18 protein-coding genes are annotated in these 17,769 nt (G+C 56.1%); 6 read left to right on the top strand and 12 right to left on the bottom strand.

Annotation, left to right across the window (positions count from 1 at the left end):
- Positions 1-8: 8 nt before the first annotated feature.
- From lon to ACR0DT_RS01160, 4 genes are all read right to left on the bottom strand, one after another.
- The gene (gene lon / locus ACR0DT_RS01175; protein ID WP_480708992.1) at positions 9-2,417 is read right to left on the bottom strand and encodes an endopeptidase La; all 2,409 of its coding nucleotides are present in this window, start codon (positions 2,415-2,417) and stop codon (positions 9-11) included.
- Between the two features lie 222 nt (positions 2,418-2,639).
- Positions 2,640-3,053 carry a DUF6636 domain-containing protein gene (locus ACR0DT_RS01170; protein ID WP_480708991.1) on the bottom strand — a complete coding sequence of 138 codons (414 nt, stop codon included), beginning with the start codon at positions 3,051-3,053 and terminating at the stop codon, positions 2,640-2,642.
- Between the two features lie 89 nt (positions 3,054-3,142).
- The gene (gene tgt / locus ACR0DT_RS01165; RefSeq protein WP_480708990.1) at positions 3,143-4,273 is read right to left on the bottom strand and encodes a tRNA guanosine(34) transglycosylase Tgt; all 1,131 of its coding nucleotides are present in this window, start codon (positions 4,271-4,273) and stop codon (positions 3,143-3,145) included.
- Between the two features lie 63 nt (positions 4,274-4,336).
- Entirely contained in the window at positions 4,337-5,248 is a 912-nt protein-coding gene (locus ACR0DT_RS01160) for a nucleoside hydrolase (RefSeq protein ID WP_480708989.1), read from the bottom strand.
- A 174-nt stretch (positions 5,249-5,422) separates the two neighbouring features.
- Between ACR0DT_RS01160 and ACR0DT_RS01155 the strand changes: the two genes are divergently transcribed.
- From ACR0DT_RS01155 to ACR0DT_RS01145, 3 genes are all read left to right on the top strand, one after another.
- Positions 5,423-6,313 (top strand): SPFH domain-containing protein, encoded by an 891-nt coding sequence (locus tag ACR0DT_RS01155; protein ID WP_480708988.1) that lies wholly within the window; start codon positions 5,423-5,425, stop codon positions 6,311-6,313.
- Positions 6,313-6,591 (top strand): NfeD family protein, encoded by a 279-nt coding sequence (locus ACR0DT_RS01150; RefSeq protein ID WP_480708987.1) that lies wholly within the window; start codon positions 6,313-6,315, stop codon positions 6,589-6,591. Before ACR0DT_RS01155 ends, ACR0DT_RS01150 begins: the two co-directional genes overlap by 1 nt.
- Positions 6,592-6,687: 96 nt before the next feature.
- On the top strand, positions 6,688-7,050 hold the full coding sequence (locus ACR0DT_RS01145; protein ID WP_480708986.1) for an SUF system Fe-S cluster assembly protein: 363 nt from the start codon (positions 6,688-6,690) through the stop codon (positions 7,048-7,050).
- Between the two features lie 215 nt (positions 7,051-7,265).
- Here the strand turns inward: ACR0DT_RS01145 and ACR0DT_RS01140 are convergent, their stop codons facing one another.
- A complete protein-coding gene (locus tag ACR0DT_RS01140) occupies positions 7,266-7,601 on the bottom strand; it encodes a hypothetical protein (RefSeq protein WP_480708985.1) in 336 nt (111 codons plus the stop codon).
- A 179-nt stretch (positions 7,602-7,780) separates the two neighbouring features.
- On the opposite strand from ACR0DT_RS01140, the gene ACR0DT_RS01135 reads away from it, so the two are divergent.
- Together ACR0DT_RS01135 and tpiA are read left to right on the top strand one after the other, a co-directional pair.
- Complete coding sequence (locus tag ACR0DT_RS01135) at positions 7,781-8,146, top strand: HesB/IscA family protein (protein WP_480708984.1); 366 nt, start codon at positions 7,781-7,783, stop codon at positions 8,144-8,146.
- A gap of 140 nt (positions 8,147-8,286) precedes the next feature.
- Entirely contained in the window at positions 8,287-9,036 is a 750-nt protein-coding gene (gene tpiA, locus ACR0DT_RS01130; protein WP_480708983.1) for a triose-phosphate isomerase, read from the top strand.
- 8 nt (positions 9,037-9,044) lie between these two features.
- Here the strand turns inward: tpiA and ACR0DT_RS01125 are convergent, their stop codons facing one another.
- From ACR0DT_RS01125 to ACR0DT_RS01100, 6 genes are all read right to left on the bottom strand, one after another.
- Positions 9,045-9,356 carry a DMT family transporter gene (locus tag ACR0DT_RS01125; RefSeq protein WP_480708982.1) on the bottom strand — a complete coding sequence of 104 codons (312 nt, stop codon included), beginning with the start codon at positions 9,354-9,356 and terminating at the stop codon, positions 9,045-9,047.
- A 162-nt stretch (positions 9,357-9,518) separates the two neighbouring features.
- The gene (locus tag ACR0DT_RS01120; protein WP_480708981.1) at positions 9,519-10,895 is read right to left on the bottom strand and encodes a TRAP transporter large permease; all 1,377 of its coding nucleotides are present in this window, start codon (positions 10,893-10,895) and stop codon (positions 9,519-9,521) included.
- On the bottom strand, positions 10,895-11,572 hold the full coding sequence (locus ACR0DT_RS01115; protein ID WP_480708980.1) for a TRAP transporter small permease: 678 nt from the start codon (positions 11,570-11,572) through the stop codon (positions 10,895-10,897). Before ACR0DT_RS01115 ends, ACR0DT_RS01120 begins: the two co-directional genes overlap by 1 nt.
- Before the next feature lie 120 nt (positions 11,573-11,692).
- Positions 11,693-12,694, bottom strand: coding sequence for a DctP family TRAP transporter solute-binding subunit (locus tag ACR0DT_RS01110; protein ID WP_480708979.1), 1,002 nt, complete (start codon positions 12,692-12,694; stop codon positions 11,693-11,695).
- 372 nt (positions 12,695-13,066) lie between these two features.
- Complete coding sequence (locus ACR0DT_RS01105) at positions 13,067-14,296, bottom strand: sigma-54-dependent transcriptional regulator (RefSeq protein ID WP_480708978.1); 1,230 nt, start codon at positions 14,294-14,296, stop codon at positions 13,067-13,069.
- Entirely contained in the window at positions 14,293-16,026 is a 1,734-nt protein-coding gene (locus tag ACR0DT_RS01100; protein WP_480708977.1) for a sensor histidine kinase, read from the bottom strand. The genes ACR0DT_RS01105 and ACR0DT_RS01100 overlap by 4 nt, the downstream gene beginning before the upstream one ends.
- A gap of 47 nt (positions 16,027-16,073) precedes the next feature.
- On the opposite strand from ACR0DT_RS01100, the gene ACR0DT_RS01095 reads away from it, so the two are divergent.
- Positions 16,074-17,246, top strand: a complete 1,173-nt coding sequence (locus tag ACR0DT_RS01095) for a cytochrome P450 (protein WP_480708976.1) — start codon at positions 16,074-16,076, stop codon at positions 17,244-17,246.
- 6 nt (positions 17,247-17,252) lie between these two features.
- Here the strand turns inward: ACR0DT_RS01095 and ACR0DT_RS01090 are convergent, their stop codons facing one another.
- Complete coding sequence (locus ACR0DT_RS01090) at positions 17,253-17,732, bottom strand: Lrp/AsnC family transcriptional regulator (protein ID WP_480708975.1); 480 nt, start codon at positions 17,730-17,732, stop codon at positions 17,253-17,255.
- Positions 17,733-17,769 lie beyond the last annotated feature (37 nt).

The following is a 17,769-nucleotide window of genomic DNA, read 5'->3' as shown; positions in this document are numbered from 1 at the left end:
AATCTGTTTTAATGTGCTGTGGCCGACGGGCTGGCGCTTTCGGCCGCTTTGGCGGCCGCCGCTGCGGCTTCTTCTGCGGCCTCATCCCATTCGACAGGCTCGGGCTCGCTAATTAGCGCGTGTTTCAAAACTTCCGAGACATGCGTGACGGGGATGATTTCCAGCCCTTCTTTCACGTTGTCTGGGATTTCCGCCAGATCCTTTTCGTTTTCTTCCGGGATCAGAACGGTTTTGATGCCACCACGCAGAGCCGCTAGCAGTTTCTCTTTCAAACCACCGATAGGCATAGCGTTACCACGCAGTGAAACCTCACCCGTCATGGCGATATCCTTACGAACCGGAATGCCGGTCAGCACGGACACGATCGAGGTCACCATCGCCAGACCGGCGCTTGGACCATCTTTGGGCGTTGCACCATCCGGCACGTGGACGTGAATATCCAACGTGTCAAACTTCGGCGGTTTCACACCAATCTGAGGAGAAATTGACCGCACATAGGACGACGCCGCGTCGATGGATTCCTTCATCACATCACCCAGCTTACCCGTAGTCTTCATCCGCCCTTTGCCGGGCAGTTTCAGAGCCTCGATATGCAACAGATCGCCACCAACGGAAGTCCAGGCCAGACCAGTGACAACACCGACCTGATCATCCTGCTCGGCCAGACCGTAACGGAACTTCGGAACGCCTAGGAATTCATCAAGATTTTCAGGCGTTACAGTAACTTCTTCCGCCTCTTTCTTGATGATCTTGGTCAGCGATTTCCGCGCCACCTTGGCAATCTCACGCTCGAGATTCCGCACACCAGCCTCGCGAGTATAGGTGCGAATGATCTTCTGCAGCGCCTCATCGGTCAGTTCGAATTCCTTAGCCTTCAGACCATGGTTCTTGACCTGCTTATCAATCAGGTGCTGCTTGGCGATCTCGCTCTTTTCCTCTTCGGTGTAGCCGGCCAGCGGGATGATCTCCATCCGATCCAGCAGAGGTCCAGGCATGTTGTAGCTGTTCGACGTGGTCAGGAACATCACGTTGGACAGGTCATATTCGACCTCAAGGTAGTGGTCCATGAACGTATTGTTCTGTTCGGGGTCCAACACCTCGAGCATCGCCGAAGCCGGATCACCACGGAAGTCCTGCCCCATCTTGTCGATCTCGTCGAGCAATATGAGAGGATTCGTAGTCTTCGCCTTCTTCAGCGCCTGGATGATCTTACCCGGCATCGAACCGATATAGGTCCGACGGTGGCCGCGGATCTCGGATTCGTCGCGTACGCCTCCCAGCGAGATGCGAATGAATTCGCGCCCCGTGGCTTTGGCAACGGATTTACCCAGCGATGTCTTACCCACACCTGGAGGGCCAACAAGGCACAGGATCGGGCCTTTCAGCTTTTTCGAGCGCTGCTGAACCGCCAGATACTCAACGATCCGCTCCTTGACCTTTTCAAGGCCATAGTGATCGTCATCCAGAATTTCCTGCGCGCGGCCCAGATCCTTTTTGACACGGGATTTGGTGCCCCACGGCAGTGATAGAATCCAATCCAGATAGTTACGCACGACGGTCGCCTCGGCGGACATCGGGCTCATATTGCGCAGCTTTTTCAGCTCGCCCTCGGCCTTTTCACGCGCTTCTTGCGACAGCTTGGTCTCGTTGATCTTGGCTTCCAGTTCGGCGACTTCGTTACCGCCGTCCTCACCATCGCCAAGTTCCTTCTGAATGGCCTTCATCTGCTCATTCAAATAGTATTCGCGCTGCGTCTTCTCCATCTGGGATTTTACGCGTGTCTTGATCTTTTTCTCGACCTGCAGAACCGACATTTCGCCCTGCATCAGGCCATAGACTTTCTCAAGCCGCTCGCTGACGGAAAGAGTTTCCAGCAGTTCCTGTTTTTGCTCAACCTCGATACCCAGATGGCCCGACACGAGGTCGGCCAGCTTGGCGGGTTCGGCGGTTTCACCCACGGCAGTAAGAGCTTCTTCGGGTATGTTCTTGCGAACCTTGGCGTAGCGTTCGAACTCATCCGCAACGGTGCGCAGCAGTGCTTCGGTCGTGGTGACGTCGCCCGGGATTTCGGTCAGATATTCGGCGCGAGCTTCGAAAAACTCTTCGTTTTCTAGAAATTCGGTGATCTGCACCCGCGCTTGCCCTTCGACCAGCACCTTTACGGTGCCATCGGGCAGCTTCAGCAATTGCAGAACATTGGCCAGAACACCAGAACGGTAAATTCCGTCTTCAACCGGATCGTCATCGCCCGGATCAATCTGGCTGGACAGCAAAATCTGCTTATCGTCCTGCATCACTTCTTCCAATGCACGGACGGACTTATCCCGACCCACAAACAGCGGCACGATCATATGCGGGAACACTACAATATCGCGCAGCGGCAGTACCGGGTATGAGGAATTAAGGGGCTCTTGCATGCTCAATCCTTATCGTTGGCAAGATGGCTCCGGTCCCTGTTCAGGCAACGCTCGGCCATCTCCTGTCTTGGACGATAAAGGTGGGGCCTCATCGCCCTTTTTCAACCTTACCGCCATGTATCGCGATTCAGAATGACCCGAGCCTTGGCGGACTGCAAGGCATCCAGTGAACATATCCACCGAATTTAACAAAACTGGCCAAGAGGGCCGAAAATGTAAGCGTCAGAACACCCTTTGAACGGCACGAGATAGAAAAAATCCGTGCCCGTCCTCATTCTTGCACTCCAACCCCTTCTTTGACGAGTGGCAAACAAATCCACCGAAATTACCAGTTACTCCGTATTCGGCCCGGTCGAACCCATCGCGATGACGGTTGAGCGGTCGGCACAGCATCTCGACCGGCCCGGTATTCGCCATGAAGAAGTCATGCCCCCAATCGGATTGGCAATCTGACGGGCGCGGCAGGGCTGGATCGCCCCGGCGCTCGATAATGGTACAATAGATGTCTGCGGCGTTCAGCTCTTGCCCGACCGAACATTGGATGTTTTCCGATGGAGTTTCAAACGTCCAGACATCGGCAGACGTGGCGGTCGCAATTGCTGCTGAAAAGACAAACAATCCAAATAGACGAGGCATAAAAACCCCCAGTGCAAAACAGAAAATACCTTGAATAATTCGAAAGCAGATTAGCAAAATAACGGCGTTTTGTCATCAAGGGGCCGGAATTACAGCGGTTCGATATCGCCCTGCGCCCGCTGTGCGTGAAACTCTGCCTGCCAAGCCTGGAACGTTCCGGCAGCGATGGCATCGCGCATGCCCTGCATGATTTCCTGAAAGTAATGCAGGTTGTGCCAGGTCAGCAGCATGCCCGAGATCATCTCGTTGGACCGGAACACATGATGCAGATAGGCCCGCGAATAGTTCGAACAGGCAGGGCACGAGCACGCCTCGTCCAGCGGTCGCGGATCATCGGCATGACGGGCGTTTTTGATGTTCACAACGCCATGGCGGGTGAACACCTGCCCGGTGCGCCCCGAGCGTGAGGGCAGAACGCAATCCATCATGTCGATACCGCGCGTAACCGCACCAACGATGTCGTCTGGTTTGCCGACCCCCATCAGATAGCGCGGTTTGTCGGTCGGCAGGAAATCGGGCGCGTAGTCGAGACAGTCGAACATGGCCTCCTGCCCCTCACCCACGGCCAGACCACCGACCGCGTAACCTTCGAAACCGATGGCTTTCAGCGCCTCAGCGCTCTCCTCGCGCAAATCTTGTTCCAGCCCGCCTTGCATAATGCCGAACAACGCGTGCCCCGGACGATCCCCGAATGCCTCACGCGAACGTTCGGCCCAACGCATCGACAGACGCATCGACTCGGCGATGCGGTCGCGGTCGGCGGGCAAGGCCGGACATTCGTCGAAACACATGACAATGTCAGACCCCAGCAAGCGCTGGATTTCCATCGACCGCTCCGGCGTCAGTTCGTGTTTCGATCCGTCCACATGAGATTTGAACGTCACACCCTTTTCGGTCAGCTTACGCAGCCCCGCCAGTGACATGACCTGAAACCCGCCTGAGTCCGTCAGGATGGGCCGGTCCCAGTTCATGAACCTGTGCAACCCTCCCAGCCGATAAATACGTTCCGCCGTGGGGCGCAGCATAAGATGATAGGTGTTACCCAGCAGAATATCCGCCCCGGTCGCACGTACACTTTCCGGCATCATGGCCTTGACCGTCGCCGCGGTGCCCACGGGCATGAATGCCGGGGTGCGCACCTCGCCCCTCGGCGTGTTGATCGCACCGGTTCTGGCCTTGCCATCGGTGGCTTTCAGATCAAATGAAAAACGCTCGGTCATGGGGTGCCTCGGGGTTTTTGAACCGGGCAGCATTTGCCCGATCTGTCAGGGCAATGCAACCCATCAGGGCAGCGAGGCGACACGTTCGGTAAACAGGTGCACGACCCCTGTTCCATCTACGTCTCGACACACCCGGACTGGAGGCCGCGAAGGATCGGGACGGGTTGCGCCAATCTCAGTCCCCTCGGTCACTACGCGCAACCCTGTTTCGACCACGTCAAACATCGGTTCGTGCGTGCAGGCGATCACAGCGGTTGAATCATGCAACCCACAACCCTCAAGCCCGCCAACCTCTTTGTAGAATTTCAAATAGAAGCGAGAGATATCGCGCAGGAACCCGCCTATGTCCGTTGACCGCTGGGCTAGCGCCTCAAAGTCCGCCGGTTCATAAAGGGTTTTCAACGTCACATCCAAACCCACCAAAACGGTCTGCGGTGGTTTGGCAAAGACTTCATCCGCCGCTGAGGCATCGTGATAGATATTGGCTTCGGCGTATTGAGTTACGTTTCCGTGACAGTAAACCGCGCCCCCCATGATGACCAAACGCTTGATATTGGTCGAAAACTGCGGATCCAAACGCATCGCAGCGGCTATATTCGTCAGGGGACCTACCGCGCAAACCACCAGCTTGCTCTTATGCTTGCGGGCCATGTCCACTAAAAACTCGGCTGCAGGCAGGGGGTGATTTGTCCCGATCTCAGGAATCTCGGTCACATCACCAAAGCCTTCAGGCCCGTGTACATGGTCCGACGGGTCGTGGTGATCCCGCCCCATTGCATTTGCGGCGCCTTCAGCCACCGGCGCATCCAGCCCCAGTTTATGCAGCAAAAACCGTGCATTGCGGCTGGACTGATGAATATGCGTGTTGCCGAATACTGTCGTCAAGCCGATCAGGTCAATCTCGGGCGCAGCGGCGGCATAGGCAATGGCCATGGCATCGTCGATGCCGGGATCTGTATCGATGATCAGTTTCATAGCGCCCGATACCGCAATCAAGACGGGATGCAAAGCGGTCACATTCCCGAATTACTGCCCAACATCTGCAACTTCAAAGATTTGCATCCACACCCGATCACCCCATACCAGAGTTGAAATTGGGCGACTCAATCCCCACATGTATACCATAGTACACAACAAAAGAGGACAGATATGACCGAAGACCAGATTATTGGCTTGCTGACGTCAAACATCATTTACGTTCTGGCGGCGGTCCTGATCATCGTCGTCATTTTCAAGGGCATCAAAATCGTTCCCCAATCCGAGAAATACGTGGTCGAACGGTTTGGTCGCCTGCATTCGGTTCTTGGCCCCGGTATTAACTTTATTGTTCCTTTTCTAGATGTTGCGCGCCACAAGATATCCATTCTGGAACGCCAGCTGCCCAATGCGACGCAGGACGCGATCACCAAGGACAACGTTCTGGTGCAGATCGACACGTCCGTGTTTTACCGCATTCTCGAACCGGAAAAGACGGTGTATCGTATCCGTGATGTAGACGGCGCGATTGCGACAACTGTGGCTGGTATCGTGCGGGCAGAAATCGGTAAAATGGATCTGGACGAGGTCCAGTCCAACCGCGCCCAACTGATCACCCGTATTCAGGAAAGCGTCGAAACGGCCGTGGATGACTGGGGCATCGAAGTGACACGAGCTGAGATTCTGGACGTGAACCTAGATCAGGCAACCCGCGACGCCATGCTGCAGCAGTTGAACGCTGAACGGGCCCGCCGAGCGCAGGTGACCGAGGCCGAAGGTCAAAAACGTGCGGTCGAATTGAACGCGGACGCCGAACTGTACGCTGCCGAGCAAACCGCCAAGGCGCGCCGTATTCAGGCCGAAGCCGAAGCCTATGCAACCGGCGTTGTCGCCAAGGCCATTCAGGATAACGGCATCGAAGCCGCGCAATATCAGGTTGCCCTGAAACAGGTCGAGTCTCTGAACGCCCTGGGCAATGGCAACGGTTCGCAAACCATCGTTGTGCCCGCCAACGCACTGGAGGCTTTTGGCGACGCCTTTAAGATGCTGAGAGGAGGAAAATAATGGCCGACCCCTTCTGGCTGACCTGGTGGCTCTGGCTGGCCGGAGCGCTGGCCCTAGGTATACTTGAGATCGTCCTGCCTGGCTTTATCTTTCTGGGCTTTGCGATCGGGGCCGCGGTCACCGGGCTTTTGCTGATCATCCCCGGAGTCACTCCCTCGCTACCGGTCCTTCTGCTGATTTTCGCAGCGTTGTCCCTGATTGCGTGGCTGGTTTTGCGACGTGTGTATTCCCTGCCTCATGGTCAGGTGAAAACCTTCCGGCACGACATTAACGACTAAAACTATCTGGCGCCCCACACGGGGCGTCATTGCACCTCTGGACGCTGGCCATGGCTTTCCCTATATAATTGCTCAGGTAACAGACCCGAGGCACGAATGACTCATCCGAGCGAACAATTAGAAGGCACACCGCTGATTGCACCTTCGAGCGTTGAGCACCCCCTGTATGACTCCGTGGTGGAAGCCTGCCGCACGGTCTTTGACCCTGAAATTCCAGTGAATATCTACGACCTTGGCCTGATCTATACGATCGACATCAATCAGGAAAACGCGGTGAAAGTCATCATGACTCTGACCGCACCGGGTTGTCCAGTCGCCGGCGAAATGCCCGGCTGGATTGTAGAAGCCGTCGAACCCGTCGCAGGTATCAAAGAGGTGGACGTCGAGCTTACCTGGGAGCCCCCCTGGGGCATGGAGATGATGTCGGACGAGGCGCGGCTTGAACTTGGCTTCATGTAAGCCAGGCAATTAACCCCTTGTCGTAAAAGCTTTATATCTCTGTCATCGGCACGTTGGAAAACCGTTACCGAAATCGGCAAAGGTTTCCTTGTACTTGCATCCTAATAAGCCAAGGCCGGTCGCACGCTTGTGCCCCCCCAATAAAGACCCGGCCTTACGACTTTAATGAAAGACCGCTCTTGCCCGAGAGCGGTCTTTTTACGTTAGTGCACTGCTTATTCTACACCGCATTTGGATTTTATTTCCGCCGCGCGTTCATCTAGAGCTTTTACATAATCCCCTGACAACATAGACAATCTTTTGTTTTCTGTGCCAGTCACCAATCCCAAAAGCGCGCCAGCAGGCAAAATGGATATAACGCTTTCCACCTGCTGATCCTGCGCATACTTTTTTTCGGCCGCGATCGCGCGCAAGTCGCCTTCGGCAGTGGAACAGTTGACGGGGTGTCTTTTTTGCTCTGTCTCCGCTAACGCTACGCCTGAAATTATCGGAGAAACCGCAACAGCTGACGCTAAAGCCATGCTTTTGCAAGTGAATTTCATCTTATACATTTTGTTTCGCCCTATATCAATCTGCCGGAAATTATCTTTGATCAGCTAAGGTCAGCTTGTTTTAAAAGGCAAGCACAATCCGGAAATGCCTGAAATGTTAGGTAAGAATGACTGCTATGTCTTGAGCCATCGCCCTGTCGGCACTAGATTAAAAGCTGCGCGCGACAACGGAGATCACTATGTTCGGCATACCCGGCAAACAAGCCGTGACCATGACGCCTAAAGCGGCAGAGCAGATTGCCCGCCTGATGGAAACAGGCGGCCATGCAGGCCTGCGCATCGGCATCAAAAAAGGTGGCTGCGCCGGTATGGAATACACGATGGACTACGTCGATCAGCCTGACACGAATGACGAAGTTGTGGAGCAGGACGGTGCGCGGATCATGATTGCCCCGATGGCACAGATGTTCCTGTTTGGGACCGAGATCGATTATGAAGTCTCGCTGCTGGAATCCGGGTTCAAGTTCCGCAATCCCAACGTCGTTGATGCCTGCGGTTGTGGCGAATCGATTAAGTTCGACGAAAGCCTGTCTTCCCAGTCGTAAGACCCGCGAAGCTGCGGCTGCCCTTCCCTGAAACACGGCGGGCATTGCCGATTTGTTAACTGCGCTGCAACCGCAATTGTCAGCCCGCGCTGGTGGTGCTATCCGGTTGCAGAATTTGCGAATTTCAAGGAGATCGGATTATGCGGCGCAAGCTGGCGGCTGGGAATTGGAAGATGAACGGAACCTCGGCAGCGCTGAGTGAGCTGGGCGCTCTGGCCAGCGCCTTCCCTTCGCCTTCGGTCGACATTCTGATTTGCCCGCCCGCTACGCTGCTGAACCGTGCGGCCGAAACTATGCGTGGCGCAGGTATCTCCGTTGGCGGACAGGACTGCCACACTGCCACATCAGGCGCACATACGGGTGATATCAGCGCTGACATGCTGGTCGATGCCGGAGCCAACTCGGTCATTCTGGGCCATTCCGAGCGTCGTGAAGATCACGGTGAGCAAAACGAAACCGTCCGCGCCAAAGCCCGCGTGGCCATGGATGCCGGGTTGAAGGCCATCATTTGCGTCGGCGAAAGTCTGGAGCAGCGCGAGGCGGCCAATACGCTGGACATCATCGGCGGCCAGTTGTCGGGTTCGATCCCGGATCAGTCGACCGGCGAGAATCTGATCGTCGCCTATGAACCGATCTGGGCTATCGGCACCGGCAAAGTACCCACACTGGACGAAATCGGAGAGGTCCATGACTTCATCCGCAACCGGCTGGAGCGGCGGTTCGGCGAAGTTGTTGGTCGCTCAGTCCGACTTTTGTATGGTGGTTCGGTCAAACCGTCTAATGCTGCCGATATCTTTGCCGTGTCAAACGTGGATGGCGCGCTGGTCGGGGGTGCCAGCCTGAAAGCGCAGGATTTCTCGGGCATTATCGATGCGCTGCAAAAGGCCTGAGCTACAGCTCAGGCCAGTTTCATCGTCACCAGGCCCGTCACGATCAGAACCGCCGCGATGATACGCGCGGCGTTTACTGTTTCGCCTAACAGCATGATTCCCACCAGAAACGCCCCTACTGCGCCGATGCCGGTCCAGATGACGTAGGCCGTGCCCAAAGGCAACGTACGCATCGCCATGGCCAGCAAGCCGAACGACCCAATCATAGAAACCCCCATGATAGCCGTCGGCCATAGCCGCGTGAAACCGGCAGATTGCTTCATCGCAACGGCCCACACGATTTCAAGCAGGCCAGCGAACAACAGATAAATCCAGGACATAAGGACACCTCAAAACTTTTCGGGTCGTCCCGAATGATCACCCGTTCTGGGGAGGTCGTCCTCTGTTACAAATTTGGGAAGGCGAGCTGCAACTTCAAGTGTCTCACAACGAAAAAGGCCGGGCAGATCGTGCTGCCCGGCCTGAGCGAAGGGTTATCTTCGCTAGTTCGTTATGATTTCCGGCCCCATGAAGGTATTGGGCAGAAAGGTCGATATCCAGGGGATATACGTCACCATGATCAGGAAGACGAAGAGCACGGCCAGGAACGGCAGCGCGGCCTTCACCACACCCATCATCGGCATGCCCGCCACGCCCGATGTCACGAACAGGTTCAACCCGACCGGAGGTGTGATCATCCCGATCTCCATGTTCACCACCATGATGATACCCAAATGGATCGGGTCGATGCCCAGCTCAATCGCAATCGGAAAGACCAGAGGTGCGACAATGACCAGCAGGCCCGAGGGCTCCATGAACTGACCACCGATCAACAGGATTACGTTGACAACGATCAAGAAGGTCACCGGCCCCAGACCTGCTGACAGCATTGCGCTGGCGATATGCTGTGGCACCTGCTCGTCCGTCAGCACGTGCTTCAGGATCAGCGCGTTGGCGATGACGAACAACAGAGTGACGGTCAGCTTTCCGGCCTCAAACAAGGTGTGTTTGGTGTCCGGATGGAAGAATGCGGTGATCAGAGCATAGGGTTTCTTGATCAGAGGCAGGTTCGCCTGACCCTCTTCGGTGCTAAGCGGTCCCATATCCTTGTAGACAAAGCTAGCAATCAGGAACGCATAGACAGCAGCCACAGCGGCGGCTTCGGTCGGAGTGAAAATCCCGCCATAGATACCGCCCAGGATGATGACGATCAGGAACAGGCCCCAACCGGCTTCACGTGCCGAGGTAAAGACCTCGCCCCACCCTTTCCAGTCACCTTTCGGCAGGTTCTTGACCTTGGCCATGACGTAGATGGTGATCATTAGCATCAACCCGGCCATCAGGCCCGGAATGACACCGGCAAGGAACATCCGCCCGACCGAAACCTCAACGGCTGCCGCATAGACAACCATCACGATCGATGGTGGGATCAGAATACCCAGGGTTCCAGCATTACAGATCACACCAGCGGCGAATTCCTTGGAATAGCCCACTTGGCGCATCCCAGCGATCACAATTGAGCCGATGGCTACAACTGTCGCCGGAGACGACCCGGACAGCGCCGCAAACAACATACAGGCGAAAACACCTGCAATCGCCAGACCACCCGGAAGATGGCCCACGCAGGCGATCGAGAACCGAATGATCCGCCGCGCCACACCACCCGTCGTCATGAAGGAGGATGCGAGGATAAAGAACGGAATTGCCAGAAGGGTGAAATGCCCTTCAAATGCCTCGAATAGGGTACCTGCCACCGAGGCCAACGAGCTATCGGAATACATCAGCAGGAACAGGGTCGAGCTGAGGCCCAGAGCCACCGCAATCGGAACCCCAATCAGCAGCAGTCCGATGACCATCGAGAAAAGGAATACAACGTCCATCAGTCATGCTCTCCTTGCTGAGCGCGCACTTCTTCGATCTCGTCCTCAACCTCATGGCTGGCGACAATGCGGTCTGCCTCACCACGCCAGATTTGAATGGCGGCCTGCGTAAAACGGATCACCAGCAACAGCATCGACAGGGGGAGGACGAAATACGGAACTACCTTTGGCAACTTTTCATAGGCCTCGTCGTAGTTGATCATCGCTTCCAGAAACCGCAGTGGCGCGACCATGGGGATGTCGTCGACTTCGTAAAAGCTTTGACTGCGGGCGTCGAAGTTGAAACCCGTCGGGAACCAACGGCCCGATGTGGGAGGCAGATCAGCGAATACGGCCCAATAGTCATATGCGCCTTTAAGCATCAGCAGCGAAAACACTAGACAGCATCCCACTGCAATCAACGCCAGAACGCGGCGCGGCGCCGGGGCTAACATGTTAAGGATGGCGTCCACACCAAGATGCGCGTGCTTTTTCACCGCATAAGACGCACCCAGCAGTACCAGCCAGCCAAAGGTGAACACTGTCAGCTCAAGCGCCCACAGAATGTTGGAATTGAAAACGAAACGAGCGATCACATTGGCAAAGGTAACGGCCGTCATCAGGCCCAGCAGCAACGCGATCAGGGTTTCTTCGATATGGTCGACCAGCCCGCCTTGGCCGGATTTCGCACCAGACATCTCTTTAGTCCCCGCAAATTTTTTGTGATGAGAGTGATAGCGGGCGGGCCTTTTCTGATGGCCCGCCCGGCCTGCGCGTCAGCAACTCCCCAGCCCCCTGACGCGCGGCCTGTACCGGGATCAGAACCCGGCGTTAATTGCCTGAGCGGCGTCGATCTTGTCCTGACCCACGTCGTCGGCGAATTTGTCCCAAACCGGCTTCATCGCATCAACCCAAGCCTGACGCTGTTCGGGGTTCAGATCGCGAATGATACCGCCAGCATCCGTGATCGAGGCTTTGGCCGCTTCGTTCACAGCAAAGGCTTCCTTGTTCCGGGTCTCGGTCACTTCACCAAGAATGGTCAGGAATTGATCGCGCACTTCCGGATCAAGGCTGTCCAGCCAGTCCACGGAGGTTACAACCAGGTAATCAATAATGCCGTGGTTGGTTTCGGTGATGCCGTCCTGAACCTCAAAGAACTTCTTACCGTAGATGTTCGACCAGGTGTTCTCCTGACCGTCCACAACACCCTGCTGCAGCGCGCCGTACACTTCCGAGAACGCCATTTTTTGCGGGCTGCCACCAATGGCTTCCATCTGCGCCACAAGTACGTCCGAGGACTGAACGCGGAACTTCAGACCATCCGCGTCAGACGGATCAACCAGCGGCTTATTGGCCGACATCTGCTTCATGCCGTTGTGCCAAAACGCCAGCCCCTGCAGACCACGGCGCTGCATACTGTCTTTCATCGCCTGACCTTCCGCCGAGGCCTGGAATGCATCCACGGCATCGATGTTCTTGAACATGAATGGCAGGTCAAACAGGCGGAACTGTTTGGTGAACTTTTCGAATTTTGACAGTGACGGTGCAGCCAGTTGGACGTCGCCCTGCAGCATTGCCTCAAGCACCTTGTCGTCGTTATAAAGCGTCGAGTTCGGATAGACCTCAACGCACATCACGCCGTTCATCTCGTCATTTACGCGCTGTTCCAGAAGCGATGCCGCGATGCCTTTGGGGTGTTTGTCAGTGTTGGTGACATGCGCGAACTTTACAACGATTTCACCATCGTCGCATGCCGCCATGCCTGTTGTCGCAATTGCGGACAGAGCTACTGCCGTTGCAGCCGTCGTCAGAAATTTCATCAGTCTTTTCCTCCCGGACTTCCTGGATACTCCAATTGGCGCCAGTTCAGCGCCGCATGCCGGGAAGTGAACTGAATCAGCTGTTCTGGCTCAACATTTTGTTACGGCGCACTAAATTCTTCATTCTTCCCTTTTAAATTAAATAGTTAAAAGATTACCTTTAGGTGCACTAATTGCTCACCAGCATTCACTGTGCGGAAATTCGCACAAGCTTCACAAGCCTTGTGCGGATTTCCGCACTCCATTCGAATCAACTCGGCCGAATCAGACCCGTCCCCGCTTGCACCAACCGCAGCCCGCGTCAGCGGGCTGCCCAGCCCAACGCCTTTAACCGCATGATAATGCGGTCAAAGGAGGCGGGAGATTCTGTGGTTATCTACGATAATCCTCGGGGCGAATCTGATACCGGGCCAGCTTGTCATAGAAGGTTTTGCGCGGTAGCTTCAGCGCCTTTGCCGCGTCAGACGCCTTACCGTTATGCCGCCCCAGCGCTGCAATCAGCAAAGACCTCTCAACCCGCGCCATCTGCTCGCTCAACCCCAGATCGGCGACCTGCGAGACTTCCTCCGGCATGCCAAGTACGAAACGCATCGCGGCTGACATCAAAGACCGAGCGTTTCCGGGCCATTCCCTGACCATGAGCGTTGCCAGATGTTCCGAGGATATCTCGGGCTCGGCAATACCAGCCTGCTCGGCCGCCTGTGCCACGTAGTGGCGAAAAATCACTGGAATATCCTCGGGTCGTTCGGCCAATGACGGGATGCGTACACGCATCACATCCAAACGGTAAAACAGGTCCGCTAGGAATTGCCCCTCAGCGGACATGATGGCAAGGTCAACTGTCGTCCCGGCCAGAATGCGCGCGCCCACGCCCTGTTCGACCAACTCCAACGCTGCATACTGAGTGGCCTCGGGCATTGCCGATATCTCGTCCAGAAACAAAGAGCCACCGGAGGCGTCTTCGCAGACCTGAACCAGCGCCTCGGGCGTTAGACCCGACGACGGCTGTTTTACGAACGATCCCTGCCCTTGCGGCGACATAAGGTGTATGACCTCGGCCACTTTTGAAATCCCGCTGCCCGCAGGCCCCGTGACCAACACTTCGGCTCCGGTGGGGGCAACGGTCCGAACACGTTCTCTCAGCGCTTCGGCCTGTGCTGACAGACCGAACAGCAAACGAGCGGCAGGATCACCGCGCGCCAGCTCTTTCTTCAAAGCGCGTTGCTCCAGAATCTGCACTCGGGCGGCAAAAGCTTTCCCCAAAACTTCAAGCAGGTCCGCGGCCGCACAGGGTTTTTCCAGAAAGTCGAACGCACCCTGCCCCATAGCCCGAACGGCCATGGGAATGTCCCCCTCTCCCGTCAACAGGATGACTGGCAGCTCCGGGTCGACCTCGTTCGCGTAGTTCAATAGATGAAACCCGTCCCGTCCCGGCATGCGAATATCCGACACGATGACACCCGGAAAATCGTCACGGATGTGATCCTTGGCCGCCACAAACGATCCCGCCGTGACCGGATGATAGTCTGCCAATTCCAGCGTCTGCGCCAGTGCCTCGCGCACAGCGGCGTCATCATCTACCAATAGAACCTTGCGCGTCATGCCACTTTACCTTCCCGGTAATACTCAAGTTCGACAGTAAACATCGCCCCTGTCTGCGCGTTGGAACCACGGATGTTGCCACCAAAGCTCTGCACTAGACCATACGAGATCGAAAGACCAAGACCCATCCCTTCAGACGATCCAACCGCCTTGGTCGTATAAAATGGTTCGAACAATTTTTTGGTATTCTCAATGCCCGGTCCGATATCTCGGACTGTAACGGCCAGCTTTTCTCCGGTGTCTATAGCAATATGAATAAGACGGTCGTCCTGTTGGCTCATCGCATCTGCGGCGTTGTTGATCAGGTTCACAAAGACCTGAACCAACCGAACCTCTCCGCCCCACGCATATACCGGTCCTTTCGGAGGGGACCACTTCATTGTGACGCTTTCCGACCGCAAGCGCGCCTCAGTCAACTCTAGGGCTGTGTCAATTACCTGAACCAGATCGACCTTACCCATAGGCTCACTTTCGTTGCGGGCAAAGGCGCGGAGGTTCCTAATGATCCGTGCCATTCGGGCGGCCATGTCGGAAATACGTGTCAGGTTTTCGCCAGCCTTTTCTGTACGGCCCCGCGACAGGAACGCAGCACCATTGTCGGCAAATTGTCGGATCGCCATCAGGGGCTGGTTCAACTCATGACTGATACCTGCTGACATCTGACCCAGAGCGCTTAGCTTGCCGGCCTGAATAAGCTCTTCCTGAGCGTGTTTTAGCGCGGCTTCAGCCTCTTGCCGTTCGTGCACCTCGCGGCGCAAAGCACTGTTCGCAGCGGTCAGAGCGTGGGTGCGTTCAGCGACACGGGTTTCAAGTTCCGCATTGGCCTCGGTCAGGGTGCGCCTGCGTTCAGTCGCCAGAAACAACAAGGCGCCAAAGGCCAGACAGATTGCAGCGACAGTGGCAGCCTGCAATCCGGCCAGACGCCGAGCCGGGGCCACGTCCATAACCACCTCACCCGTCATACCGATGACCGGCAAATCCCGACTAAGGTGCAGCGCGCGCTTCGGCAAATACGGCCCCCACCCCAATTGCCACAGCTCGAACGGTCCAATCCGGGTTTCCGCAAATACCACCTGCTCCCCGCTCGGAGGGATCAATCCCAACTGTCCTTCAGCGCGCTGCCAAAACAACAGCTCGGAACGGTTGGAAATGAAAACCAACCCGGTGCGATCGACAAAGAAGACTGCTTCGGTACTGCCACGCCAAGTCTGTTCGATAGCTTCGACATCGGCGATGACAATCAATGCACCCGACACTATGCCGTTGGGTGCAAAATCCGGGGCAGCATAGGTGAAAATTCGGTTTCCCATCCTGGGAAGCACACCGTGAGAGCTGCCCAAAGCGCCCTGCATAGCACGCTCGAACGCGGGCTGGCCCGAAACGTTGCCACCCACAACGTCATGGGCTGCCGCCAGAACTCGCCCCGACGCGTCAGCATAAAGGACGTCTACAGCCGCAGTTTTGTCAGCAACTTCCAGCAACAAGGCCCGCGCGATCGCCAAATCCACAGGATTGTTCAGATTACGCAGGTCAGGATGCCCTGCCATTAGTACGGCTAGTTCCTGATACACCTGCAACTGCGTGCTCAATCGGTCAGCTGCCAGTTCCAGATCTGCCTCAGCCTTTTCACTAAGCTGGGACAGCGCCTGCCGGTAGCCATAAGACCACACTCCGGCGGACAACAGCCCGACAGCACACAGAAAACCCAAGATCACCCAAACCCTTTGCATGACATAGGGTCTTGCATTCGCCACGCCGCATGGCAAGTCTGCCGTGCATGAAGACGGTGTTCCAATCCCCGGTTGAACCGGATTTCGTGCAAAACCCTTATCCGTTCTATTATGCGGCTCGTACGCACGGAGACCTTGTGTATTGGGACGATTACAACAAAGTCGCGGCCGTCTCGAATCGGGCCGTGCAGGCCTTGCTGAAGGATCGCCGCTTTGGCCGAGAGATTCCCGCTGAATTGCAACGCCCTGGTCCCGCTCATCTGGCGCCTTGGTTAACCGTTGAGGCGCATTCGCTGCTCGAAGCAGAACCGCCCCGTCACACGCGACTGCGCGCGCTGGTCATGCATGCCTTTACCTCGCGCGCAATCGTTGCGTTGGAGCCTTCTCTTCACGATCTCTGCCACAGCTTGATCAATCGCTTTCCCGACACGCCGTTCGACCTGTTGAATGCGTTCTGCACACAGGTTCCCGTGATCACCATATGCCGACTTCTGGGTGTACCCGAAAAGATGTCGCCCGATCTTTTGCGTTGGTCTCATGCTATGGTGGCGATGTATCAGGCCAGCCGGACACGCCAGACCGAGGACGAGGCCGCAGATGCCGCGCGTGTTTTCAATCTGTTCCTCACGGAATACATCGAACAGCGCCGAACGGATCCTCAGGACGATCTGATCACCCGCCTGATTGCAGCCGAGGAAGACGGCGAAAAACTTTCTCACGACGAACTCGTCGCGACATGCATTTTGCTGCTGAACGCAGGGCATGAGGCGACGGTTCATTCATTGGGCAACGGTGTGAAAACAGTTCTGCAACTGGGGCTTGATCCCCGGAACTATGAACCGGACCGGTTGGTTGAGGAAATCCTGCGTTACGACCCGCCCCTGCATATGTTCACACGCTACGCTTATGAAGACGTCGAAGTTTACGGCCACAACTTCAAGCGCGGCGATGAAGTCGCGCTGTTGCTTGGGGCAGCGAACCGCGACCCCTCGGTCTGGAGCGACCCGGATCGATTTGATCCCTCCCGCCCTATTGTCACCAACACCAGTTTCGGAGGCGGGTTGCATTTCTGCGTCGGTGCGCCGCTGGCCCGGTTAGAGATGCGAATTGCGTTACAGGTGCTGTTTGACCGATGCCCGAACATTCGCCTTTTCGCCGATCCCGAATATTCGAACATCTATCATTTCCACGGCCTGGCCCGGCTGATAGTTCAGGTTTAGGCCGCCTCAGCTTTCGATCAGCGCATTCAAGGGCAGCATGGTAGTGGATTTGATCTCTTCCATCGACAATAAGGCGGTCACGTTGTGCACACGAACCTCAGAAATCAGGGTCTGGTAGAAAACGTCATAAGCCCGCGCGTTCTTGACCCTCACCTTGAGGATGTAATCAATATCCCCAGCCAGCCGGTGCGCCTCTTGCACTTCGGGGCGGTCACGCAGGGCCTTGAGGAACTTACGCTGCCAATCAGCCTCATGCTCCGAGGTTCGGATCAGAACGAAAAATGTAGCCTCAAACCCCAGTGCTTCGGCATCCAGCAAAACGGTCTGCTGACCGATGACTCCTGCCCCTTTCAGCTTGCGGATTCGATTCCACACTGGGGTCTTGGAACTGCCGACACGGGCGGCTATTTCATCCAGCGACTGACTGGCGTCGCGCTGTAGCTCGACCAGAATTTTCCGATCCGTGTCATCAATCCGCACCGACATTCCATTTTTCCCTTCGTTTCGAAACCAATGTCCCGAT

The sequence above is a fragment of the Ruegeria sp. BI11 genome (assembly GCF_056538005.1).
The sequence above is the reverse complement of the archived record's forward strand: the minus strand, read 5'-3'. Positions and strand labels throughout refer to the sequence as shown.

What these genes read in the sequence shown, in the direction of transcription:
- lon (WP_480708992.1), bottom strand. Translation starts at nt 2,417, where the DNA reads ATGCAAGAGCCCCTTAATTCCTCATACCCGGTACTGCCGCTGCGCGAT.
- ACR0DT_RS01170 (WP_480708991.1), bottom strand. Translation starts at nt 3,053, where the DNA reads ATGCCTCGTCTATTTGGATTGTTTGTCTTTTCAGCAGCAATTGCGACC.
- tgt (WP_480708990.1), bottom strand. Translation starts at nt 4,273, where the DNA reads ATGACCGAGCGTTTTTCATTTGATCTGAAAGCCACCGATGGCAAGGCC.
- ACR0DT_RS01160 (WP_480708989.1), bottom strand. Translation starts at nt 5,248, where the DNA reads ATGAAACTGATCATCGATACAGATCCCGGCATCGACGATGCCATGGCC.
- ACR0DT_RS01155 (WP_480708988.1), top strand. Translation starts at nt 5,423, where the DNA reads ATGACCGAAGACCAGATTATTGGCTTGCTGACGTCAAACATCATTTAC.
- ACR0DT_RS01150 (WP_480708987.1), top strand. Translation starts at nt 6,313, where the DNA reads ATGGCCGACCCCTTCTGGCTGACCTGGTGGCTCTGGCTGGCCGGAGCG.
- ACR0DT_RS01145 (WP_480708986.1), top strand. Translation starts at nt 6,688, where the DNA reads ATGACTCATCCGAGCGAACAATTAGAAGGCACACCGCTGATTGCACCT.
- ACR0DT_RS01140 (WP_480708985.1), bottom strand. Translation starts at nt 7,601, where the DNA reads ATGTATAAGATGAAATTCACTTGCAAAAGCATGGCTTTAGCGTCAGCT.
- ACR0DT_RS01135 (WP_480708984.1), top strand. Translation starts at nt 7,781, where the DNA reads ATGTTCGGCATACCCGGCAAACAAGCCGTGACCATGACGCCTAAAGCG.
- tpiA (WP_480708983.1), top strand. Translation starts at nt 8,287, where the DNA reads ATGCGGCGCAAGCTGGCGGCTGGGAATTGGAAGATGAACGGAACCTCG.
- ACR0DT_RS01125 (WP_480708982.1), bottom strand. Translation starts at nt 9,356, where the DNA reads ATGTCCTGGATTTATCTGTTGTTCGCTGGCCTGCTTGAAATCGTGTGG.
- ACR0DT_RS01120 (WP_480708981.1), bottom strand. Translation starts at nt 10,895, where the DNA reads ATGGACGTTGTATTCCTTTTCTCGATGGTCATCGGACTGCTGCTGATT.
- ACR0DT_RS01115 (WP_480708980.1), bottom strand. Translation starts at nt 11,572, where the DNA reads ATGTCTGGTGCGAAATCCGGCCAAGGCGGGCTGGTCGACCATATCGAA.
- ACR0DT_RS01110 (WP_480708979.1), bottom strand. Translation starts at nt 12,694, where the DNA reads ATGAAATTTCTGACGACGGCTGCAACGGCAGTAGCTCTGTCCGCAATT.
- ACR0DT_RS01105 (WP_480708978.1), bottom strand. Translation starts at nt 14,296, where the DNA reads ATGACGCGCAAGGTTCTATTGGTAGATGATGACGCCGCTGTGCGCGAG.
- ACR0DT_RS01100 (WP_480708977.1), bottom strand. Translation starts at nt 16,026, where the DNA reads ATGCAAAGGGTTTGGGTGATCTTGGGTTTTCTGTGTGCTGTCGGGCTG.
- ACR0DT_RS01095 (WP_480708976.1), top strand. Translation starts at nt 16,074, where the DNA reads ATGAAGACGGTGTTCCAATCCCCGGTTGAACCGGATTTCGTGCAAAAC.
- ACR0DT_RS01090 (WP_480708975.1), bottom strand. Translation starts at nt 17,732, where the DNA reads ATGTCGGTGCGGATTGATGACACGGATCGGAAAATTCTGGTCGAGCTA.